23 protein-coding genes and 1 pseudogene are annotated in these 23,101 nt (G+C 71.0%); 9 read left to right on the top strand and 15 right to left on the bottom strand.

Features of this window, described 5'->3' with window-relative positions:
• Positions 1–395 precede the first annotated feature (395 nt).
• Positions 396–596, top strand: coding sequence for a hypothetical protein (locus tag ACFVSN_RS30840; RefSeq protein ID WP_387956981.1), 201 nt, complete (start codon positions 396–398; stop codon positions 594–596).
• A 102-nt stretch (positions 597–698) separates the two neighbouring features.
• On the opposite strand, the pseudogene lexA reads toward ACFVSN_RS30840, so the two are convergent.
• Positions 699–1,360 (bottom strand): annotated as a pseudogene (gene lexA, locus ACFVSN_RS30835) (transcriptional repressor LexA); the annotation flags it as partial.
• Positions 1,361–2,215: 855 nt separating this feature from the next.
• On the opposite strand from lexA, the gene ACFVSN_RS30830 reads away from it, so the two are divergent.
• Positions 2,216–2,809 carry a hypothetical protein gene (locus tag ACFVSN_RS30830; RefSeq protein WP_387956980.1) on the top strand — a complete coding sequence of 198 codons (594 nt, stop codon included), beginning with the start codon at positions 2,216–2,218 and terminating at the stop codon, positions 2,807–2,809.
• A 143-nt stretch (positions 2,810–2,952) separates the two neighbouring features.
• On the opposite strand, the gene ACFVSN_RS30825 is transcribed toward ACFVSN_RS30830, so the two are convergent.
• Complete coding sequence (locus tag ACFVSN_RS30825; RefSeq protein ID WP_387956979.1) at positions 2,953–4,281, bottom strand: AAC(3) family N-acetyltransferase; 1,329 nt, start codon at positions 4,279–4,281, stop codon at positions 2,953–2,955.
• A 197-nt stretch (positions 4,282–4,478) separates the two neighbouring features.
• Between ACFVSN_RS30825 and ACFVSN_RS30820 the strand changes: the two genes are divergently transcribed.
• Positions 4,479–4,676, top strand: coding sequence for a hypothetical protein (locus ACFVSN_RS30820; RefSeq protein ID WP_387956978.1), 198 nt, complete (start codon positions 4,479–4,481; stop codon positions 4,674–4,676).
• Positions 4,677–4,833: 157 nt separating this feature from the next.
• Here the strand turns inward: ACFVSN_RS30820 and ACFVSN_RS30815 are convergent, their stop codons facing one another.
• Both ACFVSN_RS30815 and ACFVSN_RS30810 read right to left on the bottom strand, forming a co-directional pair.
• Positions 4,834–5,235 carry a hypothetical protein gene (locus ACFVSN_RS30815; RefSeq protein WP_387956977.1) on the bottom strand — a complete coding sequence of 134 codons (402 nt, stop codon included), beginning with the start codon at positions 5,233–5,235 and terminating at the stop codon, positions 4,834–4,836.
• 187 nt (positions 5,236–5,422) lie between these two features.
• Positions 5,423–6,418, bottom strand: a complete 996-nt coding sequence (locus tag ACFVSN_RS30810) for a helix-turn-helix transcriptional regulator (RefSeq protein WP_387956976.1) — start codon at positions 6,416–6,418, stop codon at positions 5,423–5,425.
• A gap of 176 nt (positions 6,419–6,594) precedes the next feature.
• Between ACFVSN_RS30810 and ACFVSN_RS30805 the strand changes: the two genes are divergently transcribed.
• The 3 genes from ACFVSN_RS30805 to ACFVSN_RS30795 are packed head-to-tail and all read left to right on the top strand — an operon-like array spanning position 6,595 to position 9,102.
• Positions 6,595–7,392: a VOC family protein gene (locus tag ACFVSN_RS30805; RefSeq protein WP_387956975.1), complete on the top strand. Its 798-nt coding sequence runs from the start codon at positions 6,595–6,597 to the stop codon at positions 7,390–7,392.
• On the top strand, positions 7,389–8,339 hold the full coding sequence (locus ACFVSN_RS30800; protein ID WP_387956974.1) for a Gfo/Idh/MocA family protein: 951 nt from the start codon (positions 7,389–7,391) through the stop codon (positions 8,337–8,339). The genes ACFVSN_RS30805 and ACFVSN_RS30800 overlap by 4 nt, the downstream gene beginning before the upstream one ends.
• A gap of 49 nt (positions 8,340–8,388) precedes the next feature.
• Positions 8,389–9,102, top strand: a complete 714-nt coding sequence (locus tag ACFVSN_RS30795; RefSeq protein WP_387956973.1) for an NADPH-dependent F420 reductase — start codon at positions 8,389–8,391, stop codon at positions 9,100–9,102.
• A gap of 209 nt (positions 9,103–9,311) precedes the next feature.
• Here ACFVSN_RS30795 and ACFVSN_RS30790 read toward each other — a convergent pair whose 3' ends face one another.
• From ACFVSN_RS30790 to ACFVSN_RS30775, 4 genes are all read right to left on the bottom strand, one after another.
• The gene (locus ACFVSN_RS30790; protein WP_387956972.1) at positions 9,312–10,553 is read right to left on the bottom strand and encodes a Helicase associated domain protein; all 1,242 of its coding nucleotides are present in this window, start codon (positions 10,551–10,553) and stop codon (positions 9,312–9,314) included.
• 405 nt (positions 10,554–10,958) lie between these two features.
• Positions 10,959–13,814, bottom strand: coding sequence for a tetratricopeptide repeat protein (locus ACFVSN_RS30785; protein WP_387956971.1), 2,856 nt, complete (start codon positions 13,812–13,814; stop codon positions 10,959–10,961).
• A 45-nt stretch (positions 13,815–13,859) separates the two neighbouring features.
• Positions 13,860–14,084: a hypothetical protein gene (locus ACFVSN_RS30780; protein WP_387592352.1), complete on the bottom strand. Its 225-nt coding sequence runs from the start codon at positions 14,082–14,084 to the stop codon at positions 13,860–13,862.
• Positions 14,085–14,749: 665 nt separating this feature from the next.
• Positions 14,750–15,097 carry a DUF6354 family protein gene (locus ACFVSN_RS30775; RefSeq protein ID WP_387592355.1) on the bottom strand — a complete coding sequence of 116 codons (348 nt, stop codon included), beginning with the start codon at positions 15,095–15,097 and terminating at the stop codon, positions 14,750–14,752.
• Positions 15,098–15,374: 277 nt separating this feature from the next.
• On the opposite strand from ACFVSN_RS30775, the gene ACFVSN_RS30770 reads away from it, so the two are divergent.
• The 3 genes from ACFVSN_RS30770 (at position 15,375) to ACFVSN_RS30760 (ending at position 16,409) form a co-directional block, all read left to right on the top strand.
• A complete protein-coding gene (locus ACFVSN_RS30770; protein WP_387956970.1) occupies positions 15,375–15,767 on the top strand; it encodes a hypothetical protein in 393 nt (130 codons plus the stop codon).
• 6 nt (positions 15,768–15,773) lie between these two features.
• Positions 15,774–16,079, top strand: coding sequence for a hypothetical protein (locus ACFVSN_RS30765; RefSeq protein ID WP_387956969.1), 306 nt, complete (start codon positions 15,774–15,776; stop codon positions 16,077–16,079).
• An 81-nt stretch (positions 16,080–16,160) separates the two neighbouring features.
• On the top strand, positions 16,161–16,409 hold the full coding sequence (locus ACFVSN_RS30760; RefSeq protein ID WP_387592360.1) for a hypothetical protein: 249 nt from the start codon (positions 16,161–16,163) through the stop codon (positions 16,407–16,409).
• A 202-nt stretch (positions 16,410–16,611) separates the two neighbouring features.
• Here the strand turns inward: ACFVSN_RS30760 and ACFVSN_RS30755 are convergent, their stop codons facing one another.
• From ACFVSN_RS30755 to ACFVSN_RS30725, 7 genes are all read right to left on the bottom strand, one after another.
• Positions 16,612–16,920: a hypothetical protein gene (locus ACFVSN_RS30755; RefSeq protein ID WP_387592363.1), complete on the bottom strand. Its 309-nt coding sequence runs from the start codon at positions 16,918–16,920 to the stop codon at positions 16,612–16,614.
• Positions 16,917–17,576, bottom strand: a complete 660-nt coding sequence (locus ACFVSN_RS30750; protein ID WP_387592365.1) for a hypothetical protein — start codon at positions 17,574–17,576, stop codon at positions 16,917–16,919. Before ACFVSN_RS30750 ends, ACFVSN_RS30755 begins: the two co-directional genes overlap by 4 nt.
• Before the next feature lie 236 nt (positions 17,577–17,812).
• Positions 17,813–18,802, bottom strand: a complete 990-nt coding sequence (locus ACFVSN_RS30745; RefSeq protein WP_387956968.1) for a hypothetical protein — start codon at positions 18,800–18,802, stop codon at positions 17,813–17,815.
• 554 nt (positions 18,803–19,356) lie between these two features.
• The gene (locus tag ACFVSN_RS30740; RefSeq protein WP_387956967.1) at positions 19,357–19,860 is read right to left on the bottom strand and encodes a hypothetical protein; all 504 of its coding nucleotides are present in this window, start codon (positions 19,858–19,860) and stop codon (positions 19,357–19,359) included.
• Positions 19,861–19,988: 128 nt separating this feature from the next.
• Positions 19,989–20,663: a hypothetical protein gene (locus ACFVSN_RS30735; protein ID WP_387956966.1), complete on the bottom strand. Its 675-nt coding sequence runs from the start codon at positions 20,661–20,663 to the stop codon at positions 19,989–19,991.
• A 652-nt stretch (positions 20,664–21,315) separates the two neighbouring features.
• Entirely contained in the window at positions 21,316–21,567 is a 252-nt protein-coding gene (locus ACFVSN_RS30730) for a 5-fold beta-flower protein (RefSeq protein WP_387956965.1), read from the bottom strand.
• A gap of 148 nt (positions 21,568–21,715) precedes the next feature.
• The coding region (locus ACFVSN_RS30725) for a pentapeptide repeat-containing protein (protein ID WP_387956964.1) at positions 21,716–23,101 on the bottom strand (1,386 nt) is incomplete at its 5' end.

Genomic DNA, 23,101 nt, shown 5'->3' with positions numbered 1-23,101 from the left:
TCGGCCCGTTTTGGCGACCTGGCCTGATAATTCACGGTGCCCCCACCCCGGAGCGGGGTGGGGGCACAACGCGTTGAGCCGGGGCTATCGGGCGAGCACGACCTGGAGCTCGTCGTCGCAGCCGGACGCGATCCGGTGCAGGGCGCTGGCCTCGCGCTGGTCGATGCTCAGGCCTCAGCGGGTCTTCACCGCCGTCCAGTCGGTGATGTAGGTGCAGGCGAAGCTCGCGGCCGGCGGCATCCAGTCAGCCGGGTCCTTGTCGGCCTTCGACCGGTTGGCCTTCGCGGAGACGGCGAGCAGTGCTCACGGCTCGTCGAGGTCTTGGCGTACCGCTCGCGTTCCTTCGGAGTCCAGTTCGAGGCTCCGCTGTCCCAGGCCTCGGCGAGGGGTTCGACGTGGTCCACGTCGAGTTGCTTCGAGTCGTTCAGGACGAGGTTGTCGTACGGGGAGAGCCAGACGCCGCCGGTCAGTGCGTACTTGAGGCCGATCGTGGGCTTCTCGACGGCCTGGTTGATGAGGACTTCCTGCCTGGTGTTGCAGCCGTTGCCGTCGGCGTCGATCCAGTGCTTGAACTTGGGCTGTCGATCGCGGCGTAGAGGGTGGTGGTGATGGTGTCGCCAGCGGCGCGGTGGTGGAGGAGTACACCTGGTTCCGGCGGGCGTCGAGCTGATCCCGGCCGGTACGGCGGGCGGACCCGTTCAGAGACGGCGCAGGACCGCCACCACCTTGCCCAGGATGGTCGCGTTGTCGCCGTTGATCGGCTCGTAGGCGGGGTTGTGCGGCATCAGCCAGATCCGGCCGTCCTCGCGCTTGAGCCGCTTGACGGTGGCCTCGCCGTCGATCATCGCGGCCACGATGTCGCCGTTCTCGGCGACCGGCTGGCCGCGCACGGTGACCAGTCGCCGTCGCAGATGGCCGCCTCGATCATCGAGTCGCCGCGCACGGTGAGCGCGAACAGCTCGCCCTCGCCGACCAGTTGGCGCGGCAGCGGGAAGACGTCCTCGACCGTCTGCTCGGCCAGGATCGGACCGCCGGCGGCGATCCGGCCCACCAGCGGCACATTCGAGACAGCGGAGCTGGTAGCCGTGTCTGCGGTTTCGGTCTGGCGGTCGTCCCAGACGCGGTAGGCGCGGGGGCGGTGCAGGTCGCAGTACAGGAAGCCCTTGCGCTCCAGGGCCTTGACCTGGTGGGCGACCGAGGAGGTGCTGGACAGGCCGACGGCCTGGCCGATCTCGCGCATGGACGGCGGGTAGCCCCGGCGCTGGACGGAATCCCGGATCACGTCGATGACGCGGCGCTGGCGCTCGGTGAGCCCGTCGCCGTCGGTGCGGACGCCTTTGGGCCGGCCGATTCGGGAGCGGGTCGTGGTGGTGTCGGCCATGATGCCCTCTCGGTCGTTCGGGGGGTGACTGTATCCCGCGCCGTGCGGGAGGGTCATCGGGTCCGGGGTGGCGGTGTCGCCGGGTACCGGTCGTGGGGTGTGGGCGGGGGTCATCGGAAGTCCCAGCTTCGGGTGCCGGGGCGAGGACGAGCGGGGTGAGGCGGGTGGCGACGAGGTTGACGGCGCCGTCGCGGCGTTCGGCGGTGCCGTGGACGAGCAGGCCGGCGTTGCCCAGAACGGCCCTCCTCGTCTGCACCGCCTGGCGGCAACCTGTGGCGGCACACCCCCCTGTACCGGGGCCCCTTGGAATGGGCTCTGCACTCAGCGGTCCGCAGGTTCTCCCCGCCCGGGCACGTCGCGACGGCAGCGGAGAACAGCCACACGGCGAAGACCAGTGCCGCCCGCTGCCGGGCCTGACCGGCCGGGGCGGGGACGTGTGCCGCCCCGGCCCGGTGGGGCGAGCGCTGTCGGTAACCCCCTCCCCCGAGGCACCGGCGGAATTCGCCGCCGCGAGGCCAAGGAGTCCATCGGCTCGCGTGCTTCCCGTGCCATCCAGGCTCTGCTCTGTCCAGCCGCAAAGCAGGCCGGCGCCCTGACGCAGGGTCGGCCGTGCGTACGATCCCGACGGTGTCCAGAGGGCTGAGCGAGGGAGCAGTACGCCAGGGCCTACCCGGTCCGGTACCTCCCCATGGACCCCAGGACTCGCGTCCCGGTCTGCGTTCTCGGCCCCACGACCGAACGAGAGCGCAGGCAACTCATCCACGCCCTAATCACCCACGCCGGCACAGCCTGGAACCCGAAGACCGTCTTCACGACGCTCCCCGTCGACGAGATGTGAAAGCCGGACGCAGCACCAGCCAGGCAGCACAGGCGGCGAGCGGCAGGACGGCGAGAGCGACGAGCGGGACGGCGACCAGGCGGTGCTGCAGGCGACCCGGCGCAGCACCACGACCGACAACGCCCGACGGCAACGCCTCGCGCGGCGCGGCCGCGCGAGGGCCAGCAGGCCTCGGGACAGCGGCGACGACCGCGGGCGCCGGCGAGGAGCGGCACCGGCTGCGGGCGTTCGTCGAACGCCACCGCCCCGAGGTCGCCGCCGAGGAGACCGCGGCGCAGCTGGCGGCCTGCGCCGCCTTGTGGGAGCAGGCGGGCGAAGGCGGCCGGGACCGGGCATGGGAACGGCGCCGGCGAGCGTTCCCGCGGCTGCTGGTGGTGGTGCTGGTCGGGACGGCGACCGCCGGGGTGCGCGGCGCGGTGGCGGACCTGTGCCTCGCCGTCGAGGAGAACCCGACCGTCGCCGAGCTGCTCACCGCCATCCCGGCCGGCGCCGCCCGCATCGAGGACCTCGTGCAGCGCGGACCGTCCGCGCCCGTATGGCACCCGATCGGTGCCCGGGGTGGGCGGGCGTGCGGGTGGACGGAGCTGTAGACGGCGGCGAGCGGGAGCCGCAGGTGGCCTGCCGCCGAAGCCATGCGCGCGGGACGTCAGCGCCACTGGTAGGACGCGCCGGTCATCGCCGGGACGCAGCAGCAGGCCGGTCGTGGTGGTGTCGGTGAGGTGAGACTCATGGATCAGGTTGTCGACGGCGAGGCCTGGGCAAGGCGGTCGGCCACGATTTCGACGCTCTCGCGGAGCGGCAGCAGGTACGCCTCGTAGGGGCCGACCCGGCCGGTGCGCGGACCGAGTTCCGTGTGGAGTGCCTGCTGGAGTTCCTTGTCCAGTTCCGGTGTGTGGATGCCAGCGTGGTTGACCTCGTCGAAGCTGACCCAGCCGTCGGCGTCGAGAACCTTGCAGGTCTGACGCGCTCTTGCGGGCTCGGGCACGAAGTGGTCGGCAAGGTAGTACGCCGGGAAGTCCCGCAGCGGGCCACCAATGATGAGAACCCGGGCGTCCAGCTGGTAGGCCGAAGCAATGGGCGACCTCCATCCAAAAGCGGAGCCAGCCGGGTGGTCACCCACGATTCGGGCCGCCCAGGGGCCCACCGCAGCGAACGACGCCTGCGGGTGGCTGCTTCGCAGCGCTCCCGGAGTGGTCCGGACGACCTCGGAAAGAGCGCTTAGGGTCGGCGACGACGGGGTTGTCGCGGGATCGAAGGCAGGCACAGCGTCCATGAACATTTGCCGCACGAGTGCGTCCTGGTCGCCGGCGAGTGGCTCGTAGAAGGCTTTCGAGTTCTCCGGCGTGGCGGTGGAGACGACCAGTGTTCCATCCGGCCCCAGGGCCTCGAAGAGCGCGAGTGCCAGACTCTGCGCCCTGTAACGGTCCATGTCGACCGGACCCACATGCACCAGCAGGATCTGCCCGGGTCTCACTCCGAGGTTCGAAATCTCCCGCCGAAGGGCCGCGGCCTGACCAATGTGGTCGAGGGATCGCTCAAGCTGCCTTGCAAGCTGGTCCGCCGATTCCCGCTCGACCACCAGCTCCCGCTCTAGCCGCGCAACCCGTGCCTCCGCGCGTACGGCCCGGTCAGCCAGACGACCGCGCTCATCGAGAGCGCGCCGAAGCCGCCCCGCGAGCTGGTCCGCCGACTCCCGCTCCGCTCCCAACTCCCCCTCTAGCTGCGCAACCCGTGCCTCCGCGCGTACGGCCCGGTCAGCCAGACGACCGCGTTCCTCCTCGGCGTCGACCACCCGCTTGGAAACCCTGTAGCGGCGCAGGTCCACTTCTTCGAGGGCCCCCAAGAGGAGCCGCTCGGAATCCGCCTGGGACGGCATCTCCCCGCGATAACGGTGAACGCAGACCATGTGTACCTGGTGAACGAAGCCGATGTCGGGGAGCTTTGTGCCAGTCAGGCGCCGGGACAGTTCGCTCTCATGGAGGTTGAGGGCCCTGGCCGCCGCACCCCTCGTGTCGAAAGACTTGACGACGAGATCGGTCAGATGCGCCAGCCACGCCGTCATGCCCGGCCGGAGACCCTCAGGTTCTTTGGGAGGACGGCCCGGCCGACGGCCTCCAGGACCCTGTTCCCTGTCCACCTGGCCCCCGGATTCTTGCCGATCTGCCGAACAACGTTGTTGCAACTGGTTCAAGAATTATGGCACTTGGAGGATTCACGGGTAACCCCGACCACAGGCCTTACGACCCAAGGAGAATCGCCGTGCGTCGCCGCCCGACCCTGCTCGACCTCATCGCCCTCGTGGTGATCCTCTGCACCGCCGTCCTGCTGGTGTGCGTAGGACACGTGTCTGCCGAGTCCGTCGCCGTCCTCGCAGCCCCGCTCGCGGGCCTCCACGCCGCCTGGGTCGGAAACGGAAACAAGCCCGACGGGAAGAACCCGTCAAACGACGAGAAATGAGCACCCGCCGTTGTCACCGGCTGCCAACCAGCGCCGGCACCCGAAACTCACCAGGCATAGCAGGAAAACTCAGCACCGAACCGGGGCAAACTCACCGGCTCCGGGGGCGAAACTCCCCACCGCAGGTCAGCTGTCTGCGCTCGGGGACAGAGCCGGGTCAGGACCGGCGCCGCCAGGAGCTGGTGCGCTTCGCCTCGGCGGCCGCGGCTTCGGCGGCGGCCCGCTCGCGCTCGGCGGCCTCCCGCGCCTTCCGGTCGGCGTCGGCCTGGCGGCAGCCGGCGCACAGCCCGTCGTCGTTCCAGCCCCGTTCCTTCTCCTCCCACCGCTCGTCCGAGAACGGCGCCGAGCAGCGGCGGCAGGCCGGACGGCGCCGCTCCCGCTCCGCCGCCTCCCGCGCCCGGCGGGCCCGGTCCGCCGCGGCCTGCTCGACAGCCGGCAGCTCGTCGCCGTCCGGGTTTGCGAGCGCGTCGGTGAGGGTGTGCCAGCCTCGGCGACCGAACCGGTGCCACACGGGAGCGTCGGCCCCGTGGCGGCGCAGCAGCGGCAGGGTGGTGGCCACGACCGGCAGGGCGCGGTGGTGGTCGCGGGCGTGGACGGTGTCGCCGCCGTACGCGGGAGCGTGCCAGGTGTCCTCGGAGGCGGCCTCGACCTCGGCTATGCGGTGCAGCAGGCGCTGCGGCGCCGGCTGAGCGGACGGCAGGTCAAGGGAGTTGGTCGATTGTGGAGGTCTGGGTGGTTGGGCTCGGTCACCGGTCTGGTTGCTTGTCGTCTGCTGCGCTGAGTGCGCGGGCTGCCCGGAGCAGTTGTCGCCCCAGCTCTTCGATGTGAGGGGCGAGTTCGCTCGGCCCGTGGAGGGTGGCGGTCGGTCCCAAGGTGAGGAGTTGTGCGGCGATGTGGAGGGGGTCGTCGGCGGAGAGGTCGACGGTGGTGGTGTGGGCGTCCAGGGCGTGGAGGCGGTCGGGGAGGGCGCCGGTGCGGGCGCGGACCGTTTCGGCGGATTCGGGGACGGTGGCGCGGGCGGTGTAGCGGGCGGGGGCGGCGGCGATGGTGGCGGCGACGTGTGCGGCCGGGTCACCGCCGGGCAGTTCGCGTGCCGGGACGCGGTGTCCGGTGGGTGCGGGGGCGGAGAGGCGGTCGACGCGGAAGGTGCGCCAGGCGTCCTTGCCGAGGTCGTAGGCGACGAGGTACCAGCGGCTTCCCGCGGCGACCAGGGCGTGGGGTTCGACACGGCGGGCGGTGGCGTCCGTCGCGTGTTTGGCGCGGTGGTCGAAGGTGACGATCTCGTGGTCGCGGCACGCGGCGGCCAGGGTGGCGAGGGCGGCCGGGTCGGCCCGGGGGCCGCCGCCCGGCGCGAGCGGCACGGTGACGGCCTGGAGGGCGGCGACCCGGTGGCGCAGCCGGGCCGGGAAGACCTGTTCCAGTTTGGTGAGGGCGCGCAGGGCGGTGTCCTCGATGCCGGTGACGCCGCTGGTGGCGGTGCGCAGGGCGACGGCGGCGGCGATGGCTTCCTCGTCGTCGAGGAGCAGGGGTGGCAGGTCGGTGCCGGCGGCGAGGCGGTAGCCGCCGGCGTGGCCGGTGGTGCCTTCGACGGGGTAGCCGAGTTCGCGCAGGCGGTCGATGTCGCGGCGCACGGTGCGGCCGGTGACGCCGAGGCGGGTGGCGAGTTCGGCGCCGGACCATTCGCGGCGTGTCTGGAGGAGGGAGAGCAGGCGCAGCATGCGGGCGGGCATGTCCTGGGTCATGCCGTTCAGATTGCCATCGTTCTAGGACGTGAGCTGTCCTAAAAGGCTCCTAGCGTGGTGGACATACCCGGCGATGACGGACGCGCGGGGTGATCCGTGGGGTGTGACGATCGGCAGGTGCGCGACGGTGCGCCGTCTCCTGCCGGAGGTCCCCCCTTGTCGAAGGAGGAATGGTCATGGGTTTCATGGACCCGGGGAACGTCGTGCGGTTCGAGATCGCCACGGCCGACGGCCAGGCCGTCCGGGACTTCTACGGCTCGCTGTTCGGCTGGAGCTTCGCCGCCGACCCGGACTCGTCGGTCGGCGCGGTCGCCTGCATGCGGATCACGGCGCCGGGGGCGTCGTACCCGATGGGCGCGATCCACGAGGACGCCGACGGTCCGGAGGAGCGGGTGAGCGTCTGCGTGGTCTCGGCGGACGTCGCCGCGGACCGGGAGCGGCTGGAGAAGCTGGGCGCGGGCGTCGTCGTCCCGGAGACCAGGGCCCCGGACGGGACTTGGTCCGCCCGGATGGCCGATCCGCGGGGCAACGTGTTCTCGATCGTCGGGGACGGGCCGGTCCGGGAGCAGGACGAGCCGGTGGCGGCCGGGCCGGTGCCCGGTTCGTACGCCTGGTTCGAGGTCGGTACCACCGACTCCGAGGCCACGGAGGGCTTCTACTCCGCGGCGTTCGGCTGGCGGTTCGTGTTCGACGACACCGCGGGCGGCAAGCGGTACCACAACGTCTTCACCGGCAACCAGTGGCCGTCGGGCGGCATGTACGACCTCGGGGCGGACGGTGTCGACTACCTGATGCCCGACTTCCTCGTCACCGACGTGCCGGCCACCACCGCCAGGGCGGTCGAGCTGGGGGCGAAGGTCGAGTTCGGCCCGGACACCAATCCCGACGGCCTGGTCTACTCCCGGATCGTCGACCCGCGGGGCAACCGCTTCGGTCTGTTCTCGATGCCGACCGCCGGACGGGTGCCGGCGTGAGGATCGCACTGCTGGGCACCGGCTTCGGGCAGGCGCACGCCGCGGTGTACGCGGCGCGGGGCGACGTCGAGGTGGTCGTGTTCGGCCGCGACCGGGAGAAGACCGCCGCGGCGGCGGGGCGGTTCGGATTCGAGGCGTCCACCGACCCGGACCGGGCGTTCGAGGACGCCTCGTTCGACCTGGTCGACATCTGCCTGCCCACCCCGCTGCACGCCTCGCATGTGCTGCGGGCGCTGGAAGCCGGCAAGCACGCGCTGGTCGAGCTGCCGATGGCCGACAACCTTGCCGACGCGCGGCGCGTCGTCGAGGCCGCCGAGCGCAGCGGCAAGCAGGTGTTCGTCGACATGTTCGAGCGGTTCGTCCCGGCCAACCGGGCCCTGTTCGACGCCGTGCGCGAGAACACCTACGGGCGCCTGGAACAGCTCACGCTGTGGAACCTGACCGCGCCCCTGTGGCCAGGCGCCAGCCTGGGCCTGCGGACCCTGCCGCTGGAGGCCATGCACAGCGACATGGACATCATCACCCGTACTCTCGGCAGGCCGCAGGGCATCGACGTCACCACCCACGCCCGCGACGAGGACAGCGCCTCCATCGAGGCGACGCTCCGGTTCGACGGCGCGTTCGCCCGCGACTCGGTCTCGGCACTGATGCCCATGGCCTGGGGTGCGCGCGGCGGCTACACGGCCACCTTCACCGGGGGCGTGCTGGAGTCGCTCTCCACGATGGGCTTCGACGGCAAGCCGTCCGGCACCGTCACCGCGTACACCGCCGACGGCGCACGGCAGTTGGAGCTGCCGGCCGCCGACCAGTACGCGGCGATGATCGACCACGTGCTGGCCTGCCTGCGCGGCGAGGCCGTCAACGAGATCGCCCCGGCCTCCGTGCTCGACGCGCTGCGGCTCACCCTCGACATCGACCGGCGGGTCAACGGCGAGCGGACCCGGTAGCGCAAGGCCGCCCGTTCCACTCTCACCTCACCTCACAAGGAGTTACCTCATGAAGATCGCAGTCCTCGGCACCGGCGGCGGTGGCCGCGCCCACGCCGCCAAGCTCGCCGAACTCGGCCACCAGGTGTACGTCGGCACCCGCGACCCCGAGGCCACGCTGGCCCGCACCGAGCCGGACATGATGGGCAACCCGCCCTACCGGCAGTTCCTCGCCGACCGCCCCGGCATCACCTTGCTGCCGTTCGGCGAGGCGGCCGGCGCCGCCGACGAGATCGTCATCAACGGCATCGACGGCCACCATGCCCTCGACGCGCTGACCGGCATCGCCGACGCCCTGACCGGCAAGGTCCTCGTCGACTACGCCGTCCCCTACCTCTACGACCACGCCACGGAGCACCCCTGGCCCACCCCGTGGGGCGTCATGCCGAAGCTCGACCCCTGCGACACCGACAGCCTCGCCGAGCAGATCCAGCGCGCCCTGCCGGACGTCAAGGTCGTCAAGTCCTTCGTCACCCAGGAACAGGCGACGGTCGTCGACCCCGGCGCGATCGGCGACGGCGACCACACCATGTTCCTCGCGGGCGAGGACGCCACCGCCAAACACACCGTCACCACCCTCCTCAAGGCGTACGGCTGGAGCGACATCCTCGACCTCGGCCCCCTCGTCGCCGCCCGCGGCATGGAGATGTACGCGCACATGCACAGCGCCATCGGCCTCGCCCTCGGCCTCGGCACGCACTTCGGTGTCAAAGTCGTACGCTGAAGCCCCTCGCACTCGTAGAGCCCGAACCACCCAGGCCCGGGTCAGCAACAGCGAGGCCCACGACCGTGATGGCGGGCCGGCGCGGCGGGGGTCCGGGTCGGGGCGGGCGGTGTCGGTCATCGCGCGGTACCTCCGGGAGCCGGGAACGAGGTACGGGCGGGCCGTCCCGGCCCGATGTGGGCCGGGACGGCGGGATCTCGCGGGGCGGGTCAGCCCGCCACGGTCTCGGCATGCCGGTGGAGCGCGTCCAGGAGCGCGGTCTGCTGGTCGGTCAGCTTTCCGTCGGTGCGAGCCCCCGCCTGCTTGCGCAGCCACGTGCCGGGGCGGAAGGCCGGGTCGTCACCGAGGCCGGTGCGGTTCGCGGGCCCGTCGAGGGTGCCGCCGGCAGCGAGGTAGGAGAGCAGGCGGCGGTAGGAGCGGTTCCAGTCCGGCTCCAGACGCCACAGCCCGTCCAGCGCGTCCAGGTTGGCGGTCTGGTCCGTGGTGAGGCCCGCGGCCTTGCGCTGGCGGCGCATCCACGCGCCCACCGCGTAGTCGTCCAGCTTCGCGGTCGCCGGGATCGCCAGGTGGCCGTGCCGGTGGTGGAAGGCGGCGGCGTACGCGGCGCCGCGTTCCCAGGCGTTGGCGTTCTTCGACCAGATCATGCCGAGCGCGTCCAGCTCGCTGACCCGGGCCGGGTCGAGCAGGCCCTGGCCGTTCAGGTGGCGCTGGCGGGTGAGCCAGGAGATCAGCTCGCCGTGCTGCGCCTTGTCGGTGGGGTCGAGGTGGCCGTGCCGGAGGTGGAAGACCGCCGCGACCGCATGCATCCGCTGCCACTCGACCGCCCGCGGGTTGAACGCCCGCAGCTTCACGGTCTGCAGGATCCGCGCCGCGTGCTGCCGAGCGTTGATCTTCAGCCACTCGATCGGCGACCCGACCGGGGCCGGCCGCTGCTCGCCCTCCCCGGCCTCGGTCTCGCCCTCGGCCGGCTTGGCCGCGGTGGTGTGCGCGGTCCCCTGCGAACGGTGGGCGCGCAGTTCGGTGATCCGGCCGACCACCCGGGCGTCGTGCGCCGCCAGCGCCCGCAGGACCCGCCAGATCGTGCGGAACGAGGAGGCCTCGATCTCGGCGTCGGCCTCCGCCTTCACCGCCTCCCCGGCGTCGTGGACCTCGGCCGGGTCCGCGGTGGCGGTGCCGTCGCCGACCTCCGGCGTCGGCAGGTAGACCGGGATGATGACCCAGGACACCTTGCCCTCGCGGTAGGACTGGCGCAGCGCGCGGCCGACGGCCTGGACGATGTCGATGACGCTCGACTTCGGGTCCGCGAAGCAGACGGCGTCCACGGCGGCGACGTCGATTCCTTCCGTCAGGAGGCGACTGTTGCACAGGATGCCGCACTCATCGCCGTCGTCGCCGGTGTGGGCGGCAGTCGCCGGCGCGAAGGCCTGCTGCAGCCCCCGGAGCCCGGCCAAGCCCCGGCACGTAGAGGTCGCACGCGGCGAGCACCCGGTCCTCGGAGGCCGCGGGATTGTTGATCATGACGTAGCCCGGCAGGGTGGCCGGCCCCTGCTCGGCCTCCGGATCGCCGGCGTACCGGAGCCGGATCCGATCGCCCTCGTGCCGGTCGTCGGCGTCGACCTCGAGCAGCGACCGGAATACTCCCGTCCACTACTTTTCCCGGCAGATAAGGACAACGGCAGCGGCCTCCGCACGGTGCGCCCAACTTTCGGCAGCCCCGGCCACCGGAAACCGGCGATGGTCAGGGCCCCACGTGGACGAGAGCGGGGACCCAGCAACTTCGCCGTCGCCGCGCGCCGGTTGCGCAGGTGGCGTGAGGGACAGACGACGAGCTCCACATTGACGCCCGCCGTCCGGGCTCATCGTGAGTCACCCTGCTCAGTCTCCCGCGCGGACATCAGCGACTGCAACTGCGCAGCGTGTCGGGCGGCGTACAGGCTTCCCAGGCCGGCCGACCGCAGGTACCATTCCAGCGCCTCGGGCAGCCGGCCCACTTCGCGGAGAAGGTCGGCCATCTCCCGCACCGCCCGCCGGTCTCCGGTATCCGCTCGGTGGCCGAGCCAGTTGAACGCGCGGTCCAGCCGGCCGCAGTCCCACAGCATCCACACCGCCTCCCGGTAGGCGTCGCGTTCCCGCAGGTCGGCGGCTTTCGTGAACGCGGCCAGGGCCGCCTCGATGTCGCCCCGGCCGCGGTGCATCACCCCGATGTGCACCAGCGACGCCGTGTCGCCCTGATCGGCAGCCCTGCCGTACCACTGGAGGGCCTCCTCCACGCACCCCGCAAGGCGGTACAGGGCCGCGGCCTGATGCATCGCCACCGCGTCCCCTTGCTCCGCCGCCTGGAGGTAGAAGCCCAGCGCCTCTTCCCGCCGGCCCTCCGACAGCAGGAGGTCGGCCAGCGGCCGCGCGCTCAGGCCGTCGCCCTTGCGTACTGCCGCCCGGTACATCATGATCGCCTCGTCGTCACGGCCCAGGGACTGGAGCCGCTCGGCGCCCTCCCTCCAGGCCCCCACGTCACCGGCCGCCCCGGCCTCGGAGTAGAAGGTGACGGCCCGGGTCACGTCCCCCGTCGCCCACAGCACATGGGCGGTCTCCCGCAGGGCACTCGCGTCCCCCGCTGCGGCCCGCCCGCGCAGCCACTCCACCGCCTCCGCCGCGCGCCCGCTGCGCTGCATCAGGGCCGCCGCTGCCCGCAGCGCGTGGCTGCTGCCGCCGGCCCGTGCGGCCTGCTGGTAGAACTCGATCGCCTCGTCGTTGCGGCCCTCGCGGCTGAGCCTGCGTGCGGCGGTGAGGGCGGCTTCGGCGTCACCGGTTGCCGCGAGGTCCCGCAGCCACGCGATCGCCTCGTAGGCCGTGCCGTTCTCGCTCAGCAGCACCGCCGCAGGCTCGAGGGCCTGGCGGTCTCCGGCCTCGGCGGCCCTCTGGTACCAGGTCGCCGCCTCCTTGCGGTGTCCCGAGGCCTGCAGGAGCGCCCCGCCCATCAGGAGCGCGTCGGTGTCCCCCTGGGTCATCGCCGTGTGCAGCACCTGGACCTTCAGCAAGGGATCGGCGTTGCGGTTGGTGGACAGGAACTGGGCGACCGACCCCCGCGCGTTGGCGTCGGCCAGCGCGAGCCGGGGATCCTGCCCGGCGGCGTCGGCCAGGTCGGCGAGCTCGGCTCCGGTGAACAGGTCCGGGACGTCGACGGCCGCGTCCTCGATCATGGTCCGGGCCGCCGTGGCCGCCCCCGATGTGGAGCCCCCCGCGCGGGTCAGCACTCCGGCGGAGGCCGAGACCGTGCCGATCACCAGCACCGGAGCACGTCGGGGGTCGTGCAGGGCCTCGCTGATCTCGGCCTGCACCATCCCGGCGACGTGGCACTGGCCGGGATCGAGGTACCGGTCGATCCGGTCGAGCCACACCACCGACCCGGGGCCGGCCTGGGCAATGGCCTCGACCACCAGCGCGCCTTTGGACGGATCCGCGGGAAACCAGATCCTCCAGCCCGCCGGCAGTGCCTGCATCGCCTCCCAGCAACTGCGCGTCTTGCCCGTGGCCCGCAGTCCGCGGGCAACGACCAGCGCGCTGTGTCCGTCGACGGCCCTCTCCACGATCCGCTCGAGAACCTGGTCGTGCTGGCGCCGGACGTAGGGCACCAGAACCGGCAGCTCCTGTCTCGACTCCGGCAGGGCGAACGTCTCCCGCACCCCCAGGGCCAGCGGATCCACCACGTCACCGACCGCGTGCCCCCACGGCCTCACCGCGGCGGCGCTGATCCACAGCTCCCGCGCCATCCCGCCGGCCGCGACCGGGTCGAGTCCGGCCATCCTGGCCATGGCGACCGCCACTGCCACGGCATCACCCTGAACGGAGAGCAGGTGCGACGACCTCAGCAGCCGGTTCACGCTGTCCCGCTTGGGCGCCGAGTCGAGGGAGTCGTCCATCCGAATCGACGCGGTGATGTCGGTCAGCGACGGAGCGCCCGCCTCCAGGTACAGCTCGTGCAGCCAGTCCTTGAGCGCCCGAAGCGGTCCAGGGCGCACCCACGCCTGGGCCTGCGCCAGCCGCGGCCGTCGGCCGCCCGCCCGCCGCCCGCCGCTTTCCTTCGCCCTGCCGCCCCTGGCCTGAAGCACCTTCACCCCTGAAGATCCCGGCCCGCCGCCGCGCGCCCGGGGCTGACGGCGGGCCTGGACACGCACCCAGGCGTCCTCCCACGCCGCCGCGTCGTACCCGGCCACCGGCGACCCCGGGAAATGCCCGATCACCTGCATGAACACGCAGAAAACCTGGAGCGTGGGCACCGCCCCGGGGCGCAAGGCGTCCCCGAGCGTGCTGCGCGACAGGCTCAGTCCCGACGCCGTCGCGCGTTCGCTGACCGCGCGCAGCGACGGGCTGCCGCTCAGCCGCAGGGCCGTGCGCATCGCTTCACCGAGGTGATGCGCCTCGCACAGAGAAGCCGGGTCGTGCCAGCGAACACCAGGCTGCCCATCCGGGGCGGCGGAGGACGAGGCGGCCGGGGTGCGGCGCCACAGACGCTCCGCCTTCCTGAGCTCCGACGGACTGCCCCCGCACGCCCGGACGAAGGCCTGCACGACCTCGAGCTTCGGGCGCCGCTTGCCCGAGGCCGCCCGGGAGAGCGTGGAGATCGATATACCCGACTCTATGCTGATCTGGGCGTAAGTCTTCCCACAGCGCGCGCAGACGCTGTGGAGGAACTCGGCCAGGTCCCCGGCCACCGCTCCCGGGGCGACCGCCGTCTTCGGCCTTCCCATCCGGCACGCTCACCGGCGCCGGCGGGTTGCCGAGACGGCCGAGACCAGCCGTCTCACCAGCTCCGCCGCCGTCAGGACGGCGGCGCTGGACAGCGCGATGATCGTCTCGGTCGGCAGACCCATCACGGCCAGCACGACGAACACGGCCAGCACGGCGACGGCGACGACCACGACGGTGACGGGCAGGACCCCGTCACCGTCCCCTGTCTCACGGCGCTTGCGCGGCACACCCATGTCGCGTTCCCTTCTACGGTCGCAGCCCTTGTGAACACCGGCACGGGGAGTTGCAGCTCCCACCGGCCGTGCGGACAAGTCTTGAACACCCCACGGCCCCCGCACGCACAACGGGACTCCCGGATTCGCCAGGGCCTGAAACAACGCCCGACCGGCGTCCGGGATCCGCGCAGATCAGAGCGCTCCAGCGGCACAACTCCACCTGGCAGAACCAGGCCTGTCCGGTTTTCAGCCCGGCCGCCGCGCCACCCCCGGGTTGTTGCATGCTCGTCCGGATCTCCGTGCAAAAACGCCGACCGCCGGCCATCTGGTTTCCGCAGGTCAGAGCCAGGCAACTGCGGAGCGGCAGCCTCCTGGCCGACCCCGCGTCCGGCTCGAAGCCATCGCAACTCGGTGCGCTGCTCCGGGCACCCGGGAGATTGGTACCCGTTCCCCGGTCGCAGCCAGCACAACCCGGGACACCCGGACCGGACACCCGTTGCAGCGGAACCGGTCCCGCCGGCCACCAGGCCTGCCGTTCGGGGGGCGCCCAGCGCCCCCCGAACTCCTCCAAGACCCGGCGACGTTCTCCGCCACGGCCCCCCGGCGCCGCCGCCCGCAGACGCGCCCTGGCCTTCCAGCCGTCGGCTTCGCCTCCGGCACCGGCCGGGCGACGCATTGCCCACTCAGCAGCACCGCCCTGGGACAAGCCCGCCGGCCAACCGCCCGGACCCACGGCCGGCCTCACCCCACCGGAAGACCAGGGTGCTTGCGCCACCTAAGCGGGAGACGGAGAAGGCGGCACGGGCGTAGTCGGCCGGGATGGCCGCCGGACCGTGGAGCGCAGCGACCGCCGCCAGCAGCGCCGCGTACCAGGGATCGACGAAGAGGTCGTCGTCCGCTTCCTTGACGAGCCCGTACCGGGAGGGAGACGCCAGGGCGTCAGCCATGGCGAACGGCCTGCGGCCTACGGTACTGGCGTGATCGTGAACCACCAGGCACTCTGCCCTGCCGTCGTCACCGACGGCCGGCACCTACAGCCGCCAGCCCCGCCCGGCCATGTCGCGGGCCAGGGCACGGAACACCTGGCCGGGCCTGACGATCCGCTTCATCGTTGTCCTCCCCTCGGCCCGCTGAGCCACGGCCCCGGCAGAATCCGGCGCGCCCACCGAAGTAGAGCAGGGTGTTCGCCACCGCCAGCTCCGCCCGCCGATGCCTTCGTCAGACCCATGGACATCACCTGCCGTCCAGCCCTCCACTGGTAACGGCGGGCGCCTCCGTGAGGGCGGTGAACGCCGAGGTCTCAAGCACGTGGCGAAGGACGCCTACGGTCCGAACGGCGAGGAAGCGGGCGTCACGCCCGCCCAGGCTGCCGGGCTGACCACCGCCACCGACCCGAACGGAGTGTTCGACGACCTCAGCATCGCTGGGGACGCACTGCGCTCGGCGATGCAGAAGAGGCCCGGAATTCTGCGCGAGTTCGGGCAGCCGGGCGCACCCGACTTCAAGGAGTTCATCGTCGACGTCGATGTCATCAGGGACGGCCAGCGCCTGACCTCGTTGGGCAAGGTGCACCCCGCGGGCGGGAGTCTCGACGCCGTGCCGGCCGGTACCAAGGTCAAGGTCCGTATAGCCAGGGCGGCCAACCCGCACAATGGCAGCAAGACGTGGATCATCAGTTCCATTTTTCCCATGGCAGGGTGACGCGTGATGACAGAACGTTACGGCGGAGACGAGTTCGGGTTGCCTCACCTCGGCCAGGTCTTCCACCACAGCTGGCGGGGCGAGTGGCCCACCGAGAACGAGGCGCTGGAGTACTACGCCGACGGCATGCCGACGCACCTGGTCGAAGCGCTCCTCGTCGACGCCCTCCGGGTGACGGAACCGGCCGTGCCGACCTGGGTGTTCGAGACACTCTGGTCGGTCGGGGCCGAACGCCGCCTGGAACTCAGGAGCGAGGGGATCGACCCCCGAGCCTGGCTGCTGCGGATCATCCGGCGTGCCGGGAACGACTAAAGCCGGGAGGGCCTCGACCACCCGGACGAGGTCCCGCCCACCCCATACGGGTACCTCACCGGGGCCGTCCTGGACGAGATCATGATCGTCACTCCCGGCCTCCTGGAGCTGGCGCAGGACTCGTCGTGGAAGTCCGTTCCCGGCGTGGTGCCCGCACTCACCCACACCGCGGCCCACGCCTGCCCCGACCTGGCGTTCCGCTTCTTGCTGCGCGCGCTCACCTACGCACCACAGATCACCCGGAAGCAGTATGAGAGGTACGTGGAGCTCGGGCGCAAATTCGAATACGGAGAGTTCCTGGTCCCCGGTTATGACCACCTGATGACCTGAACAGACCGGCCACCCCTGGGCGCGCAGCCGGTGCGGATAACGCACACACCGGCTGCGCGCCCTCGCGTTCCGCCGGTGGGCCCGAGCTTGACACGTCGGTGACCTTGGGGACGGCCGGCAACCGCGGCCAGAGCGGTCTGGAGCCACCGGATCCGGCTCGGGACGGGGAATCGACTCGGCCGCGCCGGGGCCGAACTGCTCCTTACCGGGCGAAGGTCTGCCGCGGCCGGATCCTGGCCCCGAGGACGACTTCGCGTTCGTGGGGGCCAGGGCAGTTCTCCGGGCTGACACCGAGGCGCGGCGAGGTGGTGAGGGTGCCGTCCGGTTTGGTGAGGACGTCCAGGGCGCCTGCTGTCCGCAGCTGCGCTACGTACGGATCTTCGTCCGCAACGCCGGGGAAGTGCGTTTCCTTGTCGCGGCGGGCCTGGACGCGTCCCGCGTCACCCACCTCGACCTTCCCGACTTCGAGCAGACGACGCTCTGCATAGGGCGGGCCGAGCGACTCGATCAAGTGCTTGGGACCGGCGTCGGGATCCGGGCGCCGGCCATCGGCTGCGCGGCAGGAGCGGGCTGCAGCTTCACCTGGTGGAAGCGCATGCCGTCCGCCCGCTTGGAGTGCCGGAGGATGTGGTGGTAGCCGGTGGCGTCGCGGTAGAGGGATTCCAGGTACAGCACCCGCATGATCGCTGCGAGTTCGGCGTCGGTGGCGTCGACGGTGTGGCGGCGGGAGCCGTCGACGGGGCGTGCCTTCGCGATCGCGGTGCCCAGCGCGACGGTGTCGACGCCGGTGAGGGCGCCGGCTTCGGCGTCGGCGAGGGTGCGGCGCAGGAGGTCGAGGTCGATGCCGCGGACGCTGACCGCGGTTTCAGGTACGGGATCGGGCCTGGCCGGACGCTCGGCCGGGTTCTCCTGGTGCTCCCGGTAGCGCAGGGCGTCCCGCCCGAGCGTGGTGATCCGCACCGCCCAGGTCGGGCGCGTCCTGTCGGCGAGGAGGTTCTTGAGAAGGTCGGCTGGTGCGGCCTCGCACAGGCCGGCGTCCACGAGGGTGCGGGCGACGGTGATCTCCGAGTTGCGGACCTCCAGGGGCTGGCTGCCGGTCAGCCAGCCTTCCGGGCCTTGGGCGGCGACGGTCTCCAGCATCACCCACGCGTCCCGACGCAGCGTCACCAGTACCTCCCCGAGAGTGATGTCACCCGGATCCTCCCAGCTCTCTCGCCGCGGCGTCCCGGTTTTCGACATGCCGCGGACACGGAGCTCCAAGGGCACAGCTCGGCGACGGGCATCGGCGATGTCAGGGAGGCCCGTCGCCGCGCCGCTTTCCTGGCCGCAGCTGGAGGTCGCGTGGCGGTCTGCAGGTCAACCAGGCACCCAGGGTGGGTAGCTGCTGTGGAGGGGCTGGGGGTTTACGGCAGTCGCCGGTCCTCGGACGGGTCGTCGGGTTCGCAGGCCTCGTACGGCTCGAAGTCGGAGTGGTCGAGGAGCTCCGAGATCGAGAACGGGTGCCGGTGGTCGGTGAGGAGACGGTGGATGAACTCGGTGGTGGAGCCGTCGAACCGGGCCTGGAGGTCGCCGTCCTCGCTGTGGGCGATGACGGGCCACCGGTTCGGGTCCGCGCCCTCCGTGAGCCAGTAGAACTGGTCGGCCTGTTCGGAGCTGGCCCACTGCAGCAGGCCGCCAGGGGCGGGGTGGAGGCCGTGGGGGTAGTAGACGTCGGCGATGTCGAGGTCAGCGGTGAGCTCGGCGAGGCGCCCGGCGTTCCTCACCAGGCACGGGACGTTCGGGAACGGGGCGTCGGAGCCGGGCGGCGGGCCGGGCAGGAAGACGTTCAGGAAACCGGCGAACGTACCGGGGCCGAAGTACTCCGCCAGGTCCCGGTAGTCGGCGGGCAGGGCGGTGCCGAGCCGGGCCTCCGCCGACGGCCAGTCGACGGGCCACTCCCGCGACCGCGGCCGGCCCGTCACCACCGCCAGCCCCCGCAACCAGCGGGCACCCGACGCCTCGTCCTCGTCCTTGGCCTCGGCTTCCGCGGCGGGCAGGCAGGCCGTGGCCGGGTCGGCCTGGCGGGCCGTCACCGCCACCAGGTACGGCGAGCCATCGTCGTCCCGGACGATCCCGCAGCCGATCCAGCGCCCACGCACCGCCCAGCCGCACAGCTCGACCAGGCGCCCGCCGAAGGGAACGGTCAGTGCGAGGCCGCAGTCGTCGTCGAGGGTCGGGTCGACGAAGCCACCGGTCGCAAGGTTGCGCGACACCCCCCAGCGCGGGCGCAGCGCCTCGACGAGGCTCCGGTGGGCGGCGTCGAGGTCGCCGGTGGCCGGCAGGCGGGCGATTCCCGGCGCCGGGTCGGCCCGCAGGGCGTCGATGCGGTGCAGGTGATCGGTGGTGTCGTCCATGGCGGAAGTCAACCGCGTGTCGCCGACAGTGTCTCGTACGGGGCAGCAGGGGAAGTCGATCAGTGTGCTGGCGCGCTCGGGGGCGCGGGTCAGTGGTGCGGGCCCGGGAAGTTCGTTGCCGTCTGGGGGACGCTGTCCGGCAGGTGCACCGGGTTTGTGCACGGGTAGCCGGCCACGACGTTCTTGGCGTACTTCAGCGCGATGTCCGGGACGGCCTGGTGGGCCTCGTCCGGCTTCGGATCGGTGACGTCCCGGGCTGAGACCTCGACGGAGACGTACGGCCGGCTGATGCCGGGGCGAGTTCGGCGGCCAGGTCCAGCAGATCCTGCCGTCCGGGGTTCTCAACGAGCCGTCAGCAGGACAGGACAGCCCATCGCGACCGATCCATCGGTGCCTTGCGGTGCCTTGACCTGTGCAAATGTCCGGGTGGCGAGGAGGGAACCGGGGGACTCATTGCGTCGCCCGCAGGCCTGCCTGCGGCGGTGGCCGTGGAGGATCCAGGCGAAGGTGTTCGAGGGTGTCCTCCCCGGCCGGGGAGGACACCCTCGAACACTTCAGGACGAGGTGCTGGTGCTCGGGGTGTCCGGGTGGATCGCCTCCAGTGCCCCGGCTGCCAGCATCACGTCCGACCCTGTCCGCCAGAATCGCAGTGAGTCACCGGATTTCTTTTGCACCGAGGCGGAATCCCCAGCCCCTTCGATTTTGACTGCCATCGATTTCTCGCCGCAGCCGATAGTGGTGAATTTGAAGGGGACCATCTGCCCGGTCGCCTGGGTGTATTTCCCTACGAGAACGCTGCCCAGGAATTCCACGTGGATGTCCGCGGAGGATCCGGCGGCAGGGCGCTGCGATCCGATGGAGGCGAGGGCGGCGGTCGTCGGGACAGTCGCCCCGTCTGGCAGGAATGCCACCTGGCAGGTGTCGTTCCTGATGGCGAGGATGACGCTGGTGCCTGCGACGTCCGCTATGCCCAGGATTTTGGCCTTGCCTTTGGCCGGCGGGGCGTCGATGCTGCGCTGGACTGCGGGGTCCGCCGGGGCCGCGGCCGTCGCGTCCAATGCCCAGGACCCCTGCTCCTGGGGAGCTGCGGTCCCGCTGTCAGTGCAGGCGGTCGCGAGGACGGCGGTAGCGACGAGGCTTGTCGCTCCCATTATTCCGCTGGATCGCCGCATATTCTTCAACTCGCTTAGTTCGTCAAGCCGTTGTAGCAGTAGCCTACCGGCTTCTTCACCTCTCCGCTGCCGACGGTCCAGCCGACCGAGCCGTCGTAGACCTCGAACGTCCAGTAGTCGTACAGCGGGTAGGCCTGCAGGTTTCCGAACTTTCCGCCGGGAACGGTGTAGGAGCCCGTCTCGGTCTTCGTGACGGTGTCGGTCACGTTGAAGCCGATGCCGGCGGAGAGGACCCCTGCGTTGATCGATGCGCTCGCGTTCCACTGAGTCGCCGTCGACCTGGCCTGGGTCAGCGTCAGAGTCATCGGGCCGGGTCCGCTCACTCCGTCCACCAGATCAGTGCCGCAGAGCTGCCCGTGGTACGAGATGTTGCGGGGCTCCGTGAAACCGGTAGTGGAGCTCGGCGAGTCCTGGGTCGGCGTGATGCGGGCGCGGGCCGGGGCCTGAGGAAGCGTCACCGCCGGAGCCTGGCGGTCGATGGTCCAGTGGGCGGGGTCGGCGCCGGCCGGGAGCTGCGTGGCGGCCACGGCCGCCGAGGAGGCGGGCGCGGCCAGAGCCTGGGGTGCGGCCAGGGCGGTCAGCACGCCGGCACCGATCACCGCACCAGAAATTCGGGAAACAGTCTTCCGCATTTCTTCTCCATTTCGATTGACTTCGAAATCGAATGGCCCGATCGATCGATTGGGCATGAACGATTCCGCAGTCCACGAATACTTCCGGCAAGAAGTTCCATGGAATTTGAGCGAGAATTGAGCCCGGTAATGTGAAAAATGCCAAAATACCCGGTAGATTCGGACTTCCAGGAACCTGAAATTCCGGTTTTGTGGCTGGAGTGACTTAAATGCACTTCCGTTAACCGTGATGCTGAGAACCGCCGGGAGTGTAGGGCAGCGCGTGCGAGGTGAACGCCCCCAAGCCGACAGGCAGCGGCAGTACGAGCCCAGAATTGATGGCGAGGGCGGCCATGGACTCGGAGCCCATGCAGGAGCAGGTCACCGGGGCGCCCGCGGCCCGCCGCGCACTGGAGCAGGCCACCGACTCGTCCACCAACCCGCGCTACCGAGCCCGCGCCAGCCAGCCGCTTCCCAACCTGGGAATCACCTCCCGGCCGCCGACTCCCAAATTGGGAAGCCACCACCAGCACGTCGGCGGCGGATCCGTCGACGCGGCACCAGTCGCTGAGAGCCCGGAGGATTCGTCACCCCGAAGCCGGCCATTTCGTCGGTAGCCCAGCACTTCTCAGATGCGCTCACCCGATGGTGCCTGTGGGCCCCGGACCGGTGTCCGGCCCGCGCCCGGACCTGGCGTCAGAGAGGGAAGGATAATGATCATTCCCTCTCCTCAGCGGGGTAGAAGGATCAGGATCGCGGTGGCGGCTGTCCCTTCCGTGTCGCTGCTGGCAACTACCGAGCCGACGTACCGGTGGTTCGCGTCGTAGACCACCCCGGCCTGCACCGAGCCCACGTACCGGTGGTTCGCGTCGTAGACCACCCCGGCCTGCACCGAGCCCACGTACCGGTGGTTCGCGTCGTAGACCACCCCGGCCTGCACCGAGCCCACGTACCGGTGGTTCGCGTCGTAGACGTTGCCCATGTATGCCCCCTGGTGGTGGTTGGCGTGCGGCCTTCGTCAGGCATAGCCGATCGCGGGTCCCGGCGGGAGGAATTCGGCGGACCGGACGTACCGCCGAATGGGAAGGATAATGATCAATCGCATTCCGTTCGGTCCAGCCGCCATCCAATCACCGCTTCACGCGGCCCCGTAGGGCCAGGAGCGCGAGACTGAGCAGGACCGGGCCGGTGAGGCGGAGGACGGCTTGGAGCAACTTGCCCCATGCGGTGAGCGTCACCTCGCTGTCAGCCAGCGAAAGGGTGGCGCGGAGTGCATACAGCAGGCTGGTCCAGTACGAGACCGGTTGCGGCGGGCTGGTGAAACCGACCAGATGGAACACGAGCGCGAGCATCGCGGTTACGGCGATGAGCCAGGCAAGGGCCCGCCAGGCACGCAGCCCGTACCCGGACACCAGCCAATACGCCGTCAGCACGCAGCGTTCGACCCGCCCCCTATTGCTCCGGCCGTCGACCGGGATTCCGGCGGCGGGACGCGCGCATCGCCGCATTTCCATTTCGCCGTAGTAGAAGTCGGCGGCGCCAGGCTCGTCCTTGGCGTCCTCGCGCCCCTTGCGCAGGGCCCGGTACACAGCGGCGATCTGGCCCGGGTTCAGGTCCCCGGACTTTGGCTGGTCGAACCACTCCGGCCAGTGCGGGGCGACCCAGCGGAGCGACCGGAAGGGCCGATCAAGCACAGCAGCTGCCCAGCGAGGTAACCAGGTGGCCCAGCGACGTGACCGGGCAGCCCGCCAGGCGCGTTCCTCGGCGATCACCTGCCGCCAATCCCAGCTCCGAGGTCCCCTTTCTGGGGCCGAGGTAGTCGTGAAGCCGACACCAGCTTCCAGACGCAACTTGTCGAGGTTGTGCGCGCCGGTGAACAGGCAGTCCGCGGCGGTGATGTTGCTCAGCCTCAGGCCCGCGACGTTGGCGCGCCGCAAGGACAGCAGCTGCGGCCGCTCGGAGATCTCCTCTCCCAACAGGCTTGGCCAGGCCCGGGCACTGCGCCGTTCCTGGGCCGACATCCGGCTGCCGGCCAGGCGGGGGATACCGGTGAGGATCGACGGTGCGGGGAAGTCGGTGTCGTCCAATACGACACGAGCCCATCGCAATCGGAGCTGCACGCCGCCAGGGAAGCGTGCACGACGGCAGGACAGCTTGATTGTGCTCACCTCGATCTGCACCGGCTGCAAGAACTGCGCCTCGTCCAGCACCAGCTCTCGGTGAGCCAGAAGCGGCCCGAACTGCCGCGTTTGCTCGAACCAGGCTCCCACGAAGATCCCGTGGGCGCGGAAGACCGCGTCGTCGAACCGGGCGTCGCCGGTGAACCTCGCCGCGTTGAACGAGGCCTCGCCGGTGAACCTCGCCTCGTTGAACCAGGCGTTGCCGGTGAACCTCGTCACGTTGAACCGGGCGGAGCCGGTGAACCTCGCCCCGCCGAACCAGGCGTTGCCGGTGAACCTCGCCCCGCCGAACCAGGCGTTGCCGGTGAACCTCGCCCTACTGAACGAGGCGTTGCC

It is taken from the genome of Kitasatospora sp. NPDC057904 (assembly GCF_042887925.1).
Classification (GTDB): domain Bacteria; phylum Actinomycetota; class Actinomycetes; order Streptomycetales; family Streptomycetaceae; genus Kitasatospora.
This window is presented reverse-complemented; position numbering and strand designations above follow the sequence as displayed.

What these genes read in the sequence shown, in the direction of transcription:
- ACFVSN_RS30825 (WP_387956979.1), bottom strand. Translation starts at nt 4,281, where the DNA reads ATGACGGCGTGGCTGGCGCATCTGACCGATCTCGTCGTCAAGTCTTTC.
- ACFVSN_RS30810 (WP_387956976.1), bottom strand. Translation starts at nt 6,418, where the DNA reads ATGACCCAGGACATGCCCGCCCGCATGCTGCGCCTGCTCTCCCTCCTC.
- ACFVSN_RS30805 (WP_387956975.1), top strand. Translation starts at nt 6,595, where the DNA reads ATGGGTTTCATGGACCCGGGGAACGTCGTGCGGTTCGAGATCGCCACG.
- ACFVSN_RS30795 (WP_387956973.1), top strand. Translation starts at nt 8,389, where the DNA reads ATGAAGATCGCAGTCCTCGGCACCGGCGGCGGTGGCCGCGCCCACGCC.
- ACFVSN_RS30780 (WP_387592352.1), bottom strand. Translation starts at nt 14,084, where the DNA reads ATGGGTGTGCCGCGCAAGCGCCGTGAGACAGGGGACGGTGACGGGGTC.
- ACFVSN_RS30765 (WP_387956969.1), top strand. Translation starts at nt 15,774, where the DNA reads ATGACAGAACGTTACGGCGGAGACGAGTTCGGGTTGCCTCACCTCGGC.
- ACFVSN_RS30760 (WP_387592360.1), top strand. Translation starts at nt 16,161, where the DNA reads ATGATCGTCACTCCCGGCCTCCTGGAGCTGGCGCAGGACTCGTCGTGG.
- ACFVSN_RS30745 (WP_387956968.1), bottom strand. Translation starts at nt 18,802, where the DNA reads ATGGACGACACCACCGATCACCTGCACCGCATCGACGCCCTGCGGGCC.
- ACFVSN_RS30735 (WP_387956966.1), bottom strand. Translation starts at nt 20,663, where the DNA reads ATGCCCAATCGATCGATCGGGCCATTCGATTTCGAAGTCAATCGAAAT.
- ACFVSN_RS30730 (WP_387956965.1), bottom strand. Translation starts at nt 21,567, where the DNA reads ATGGGCAACGTCTACGACGCGAACCACCGGTACGTGGGCTCGGTGCAG.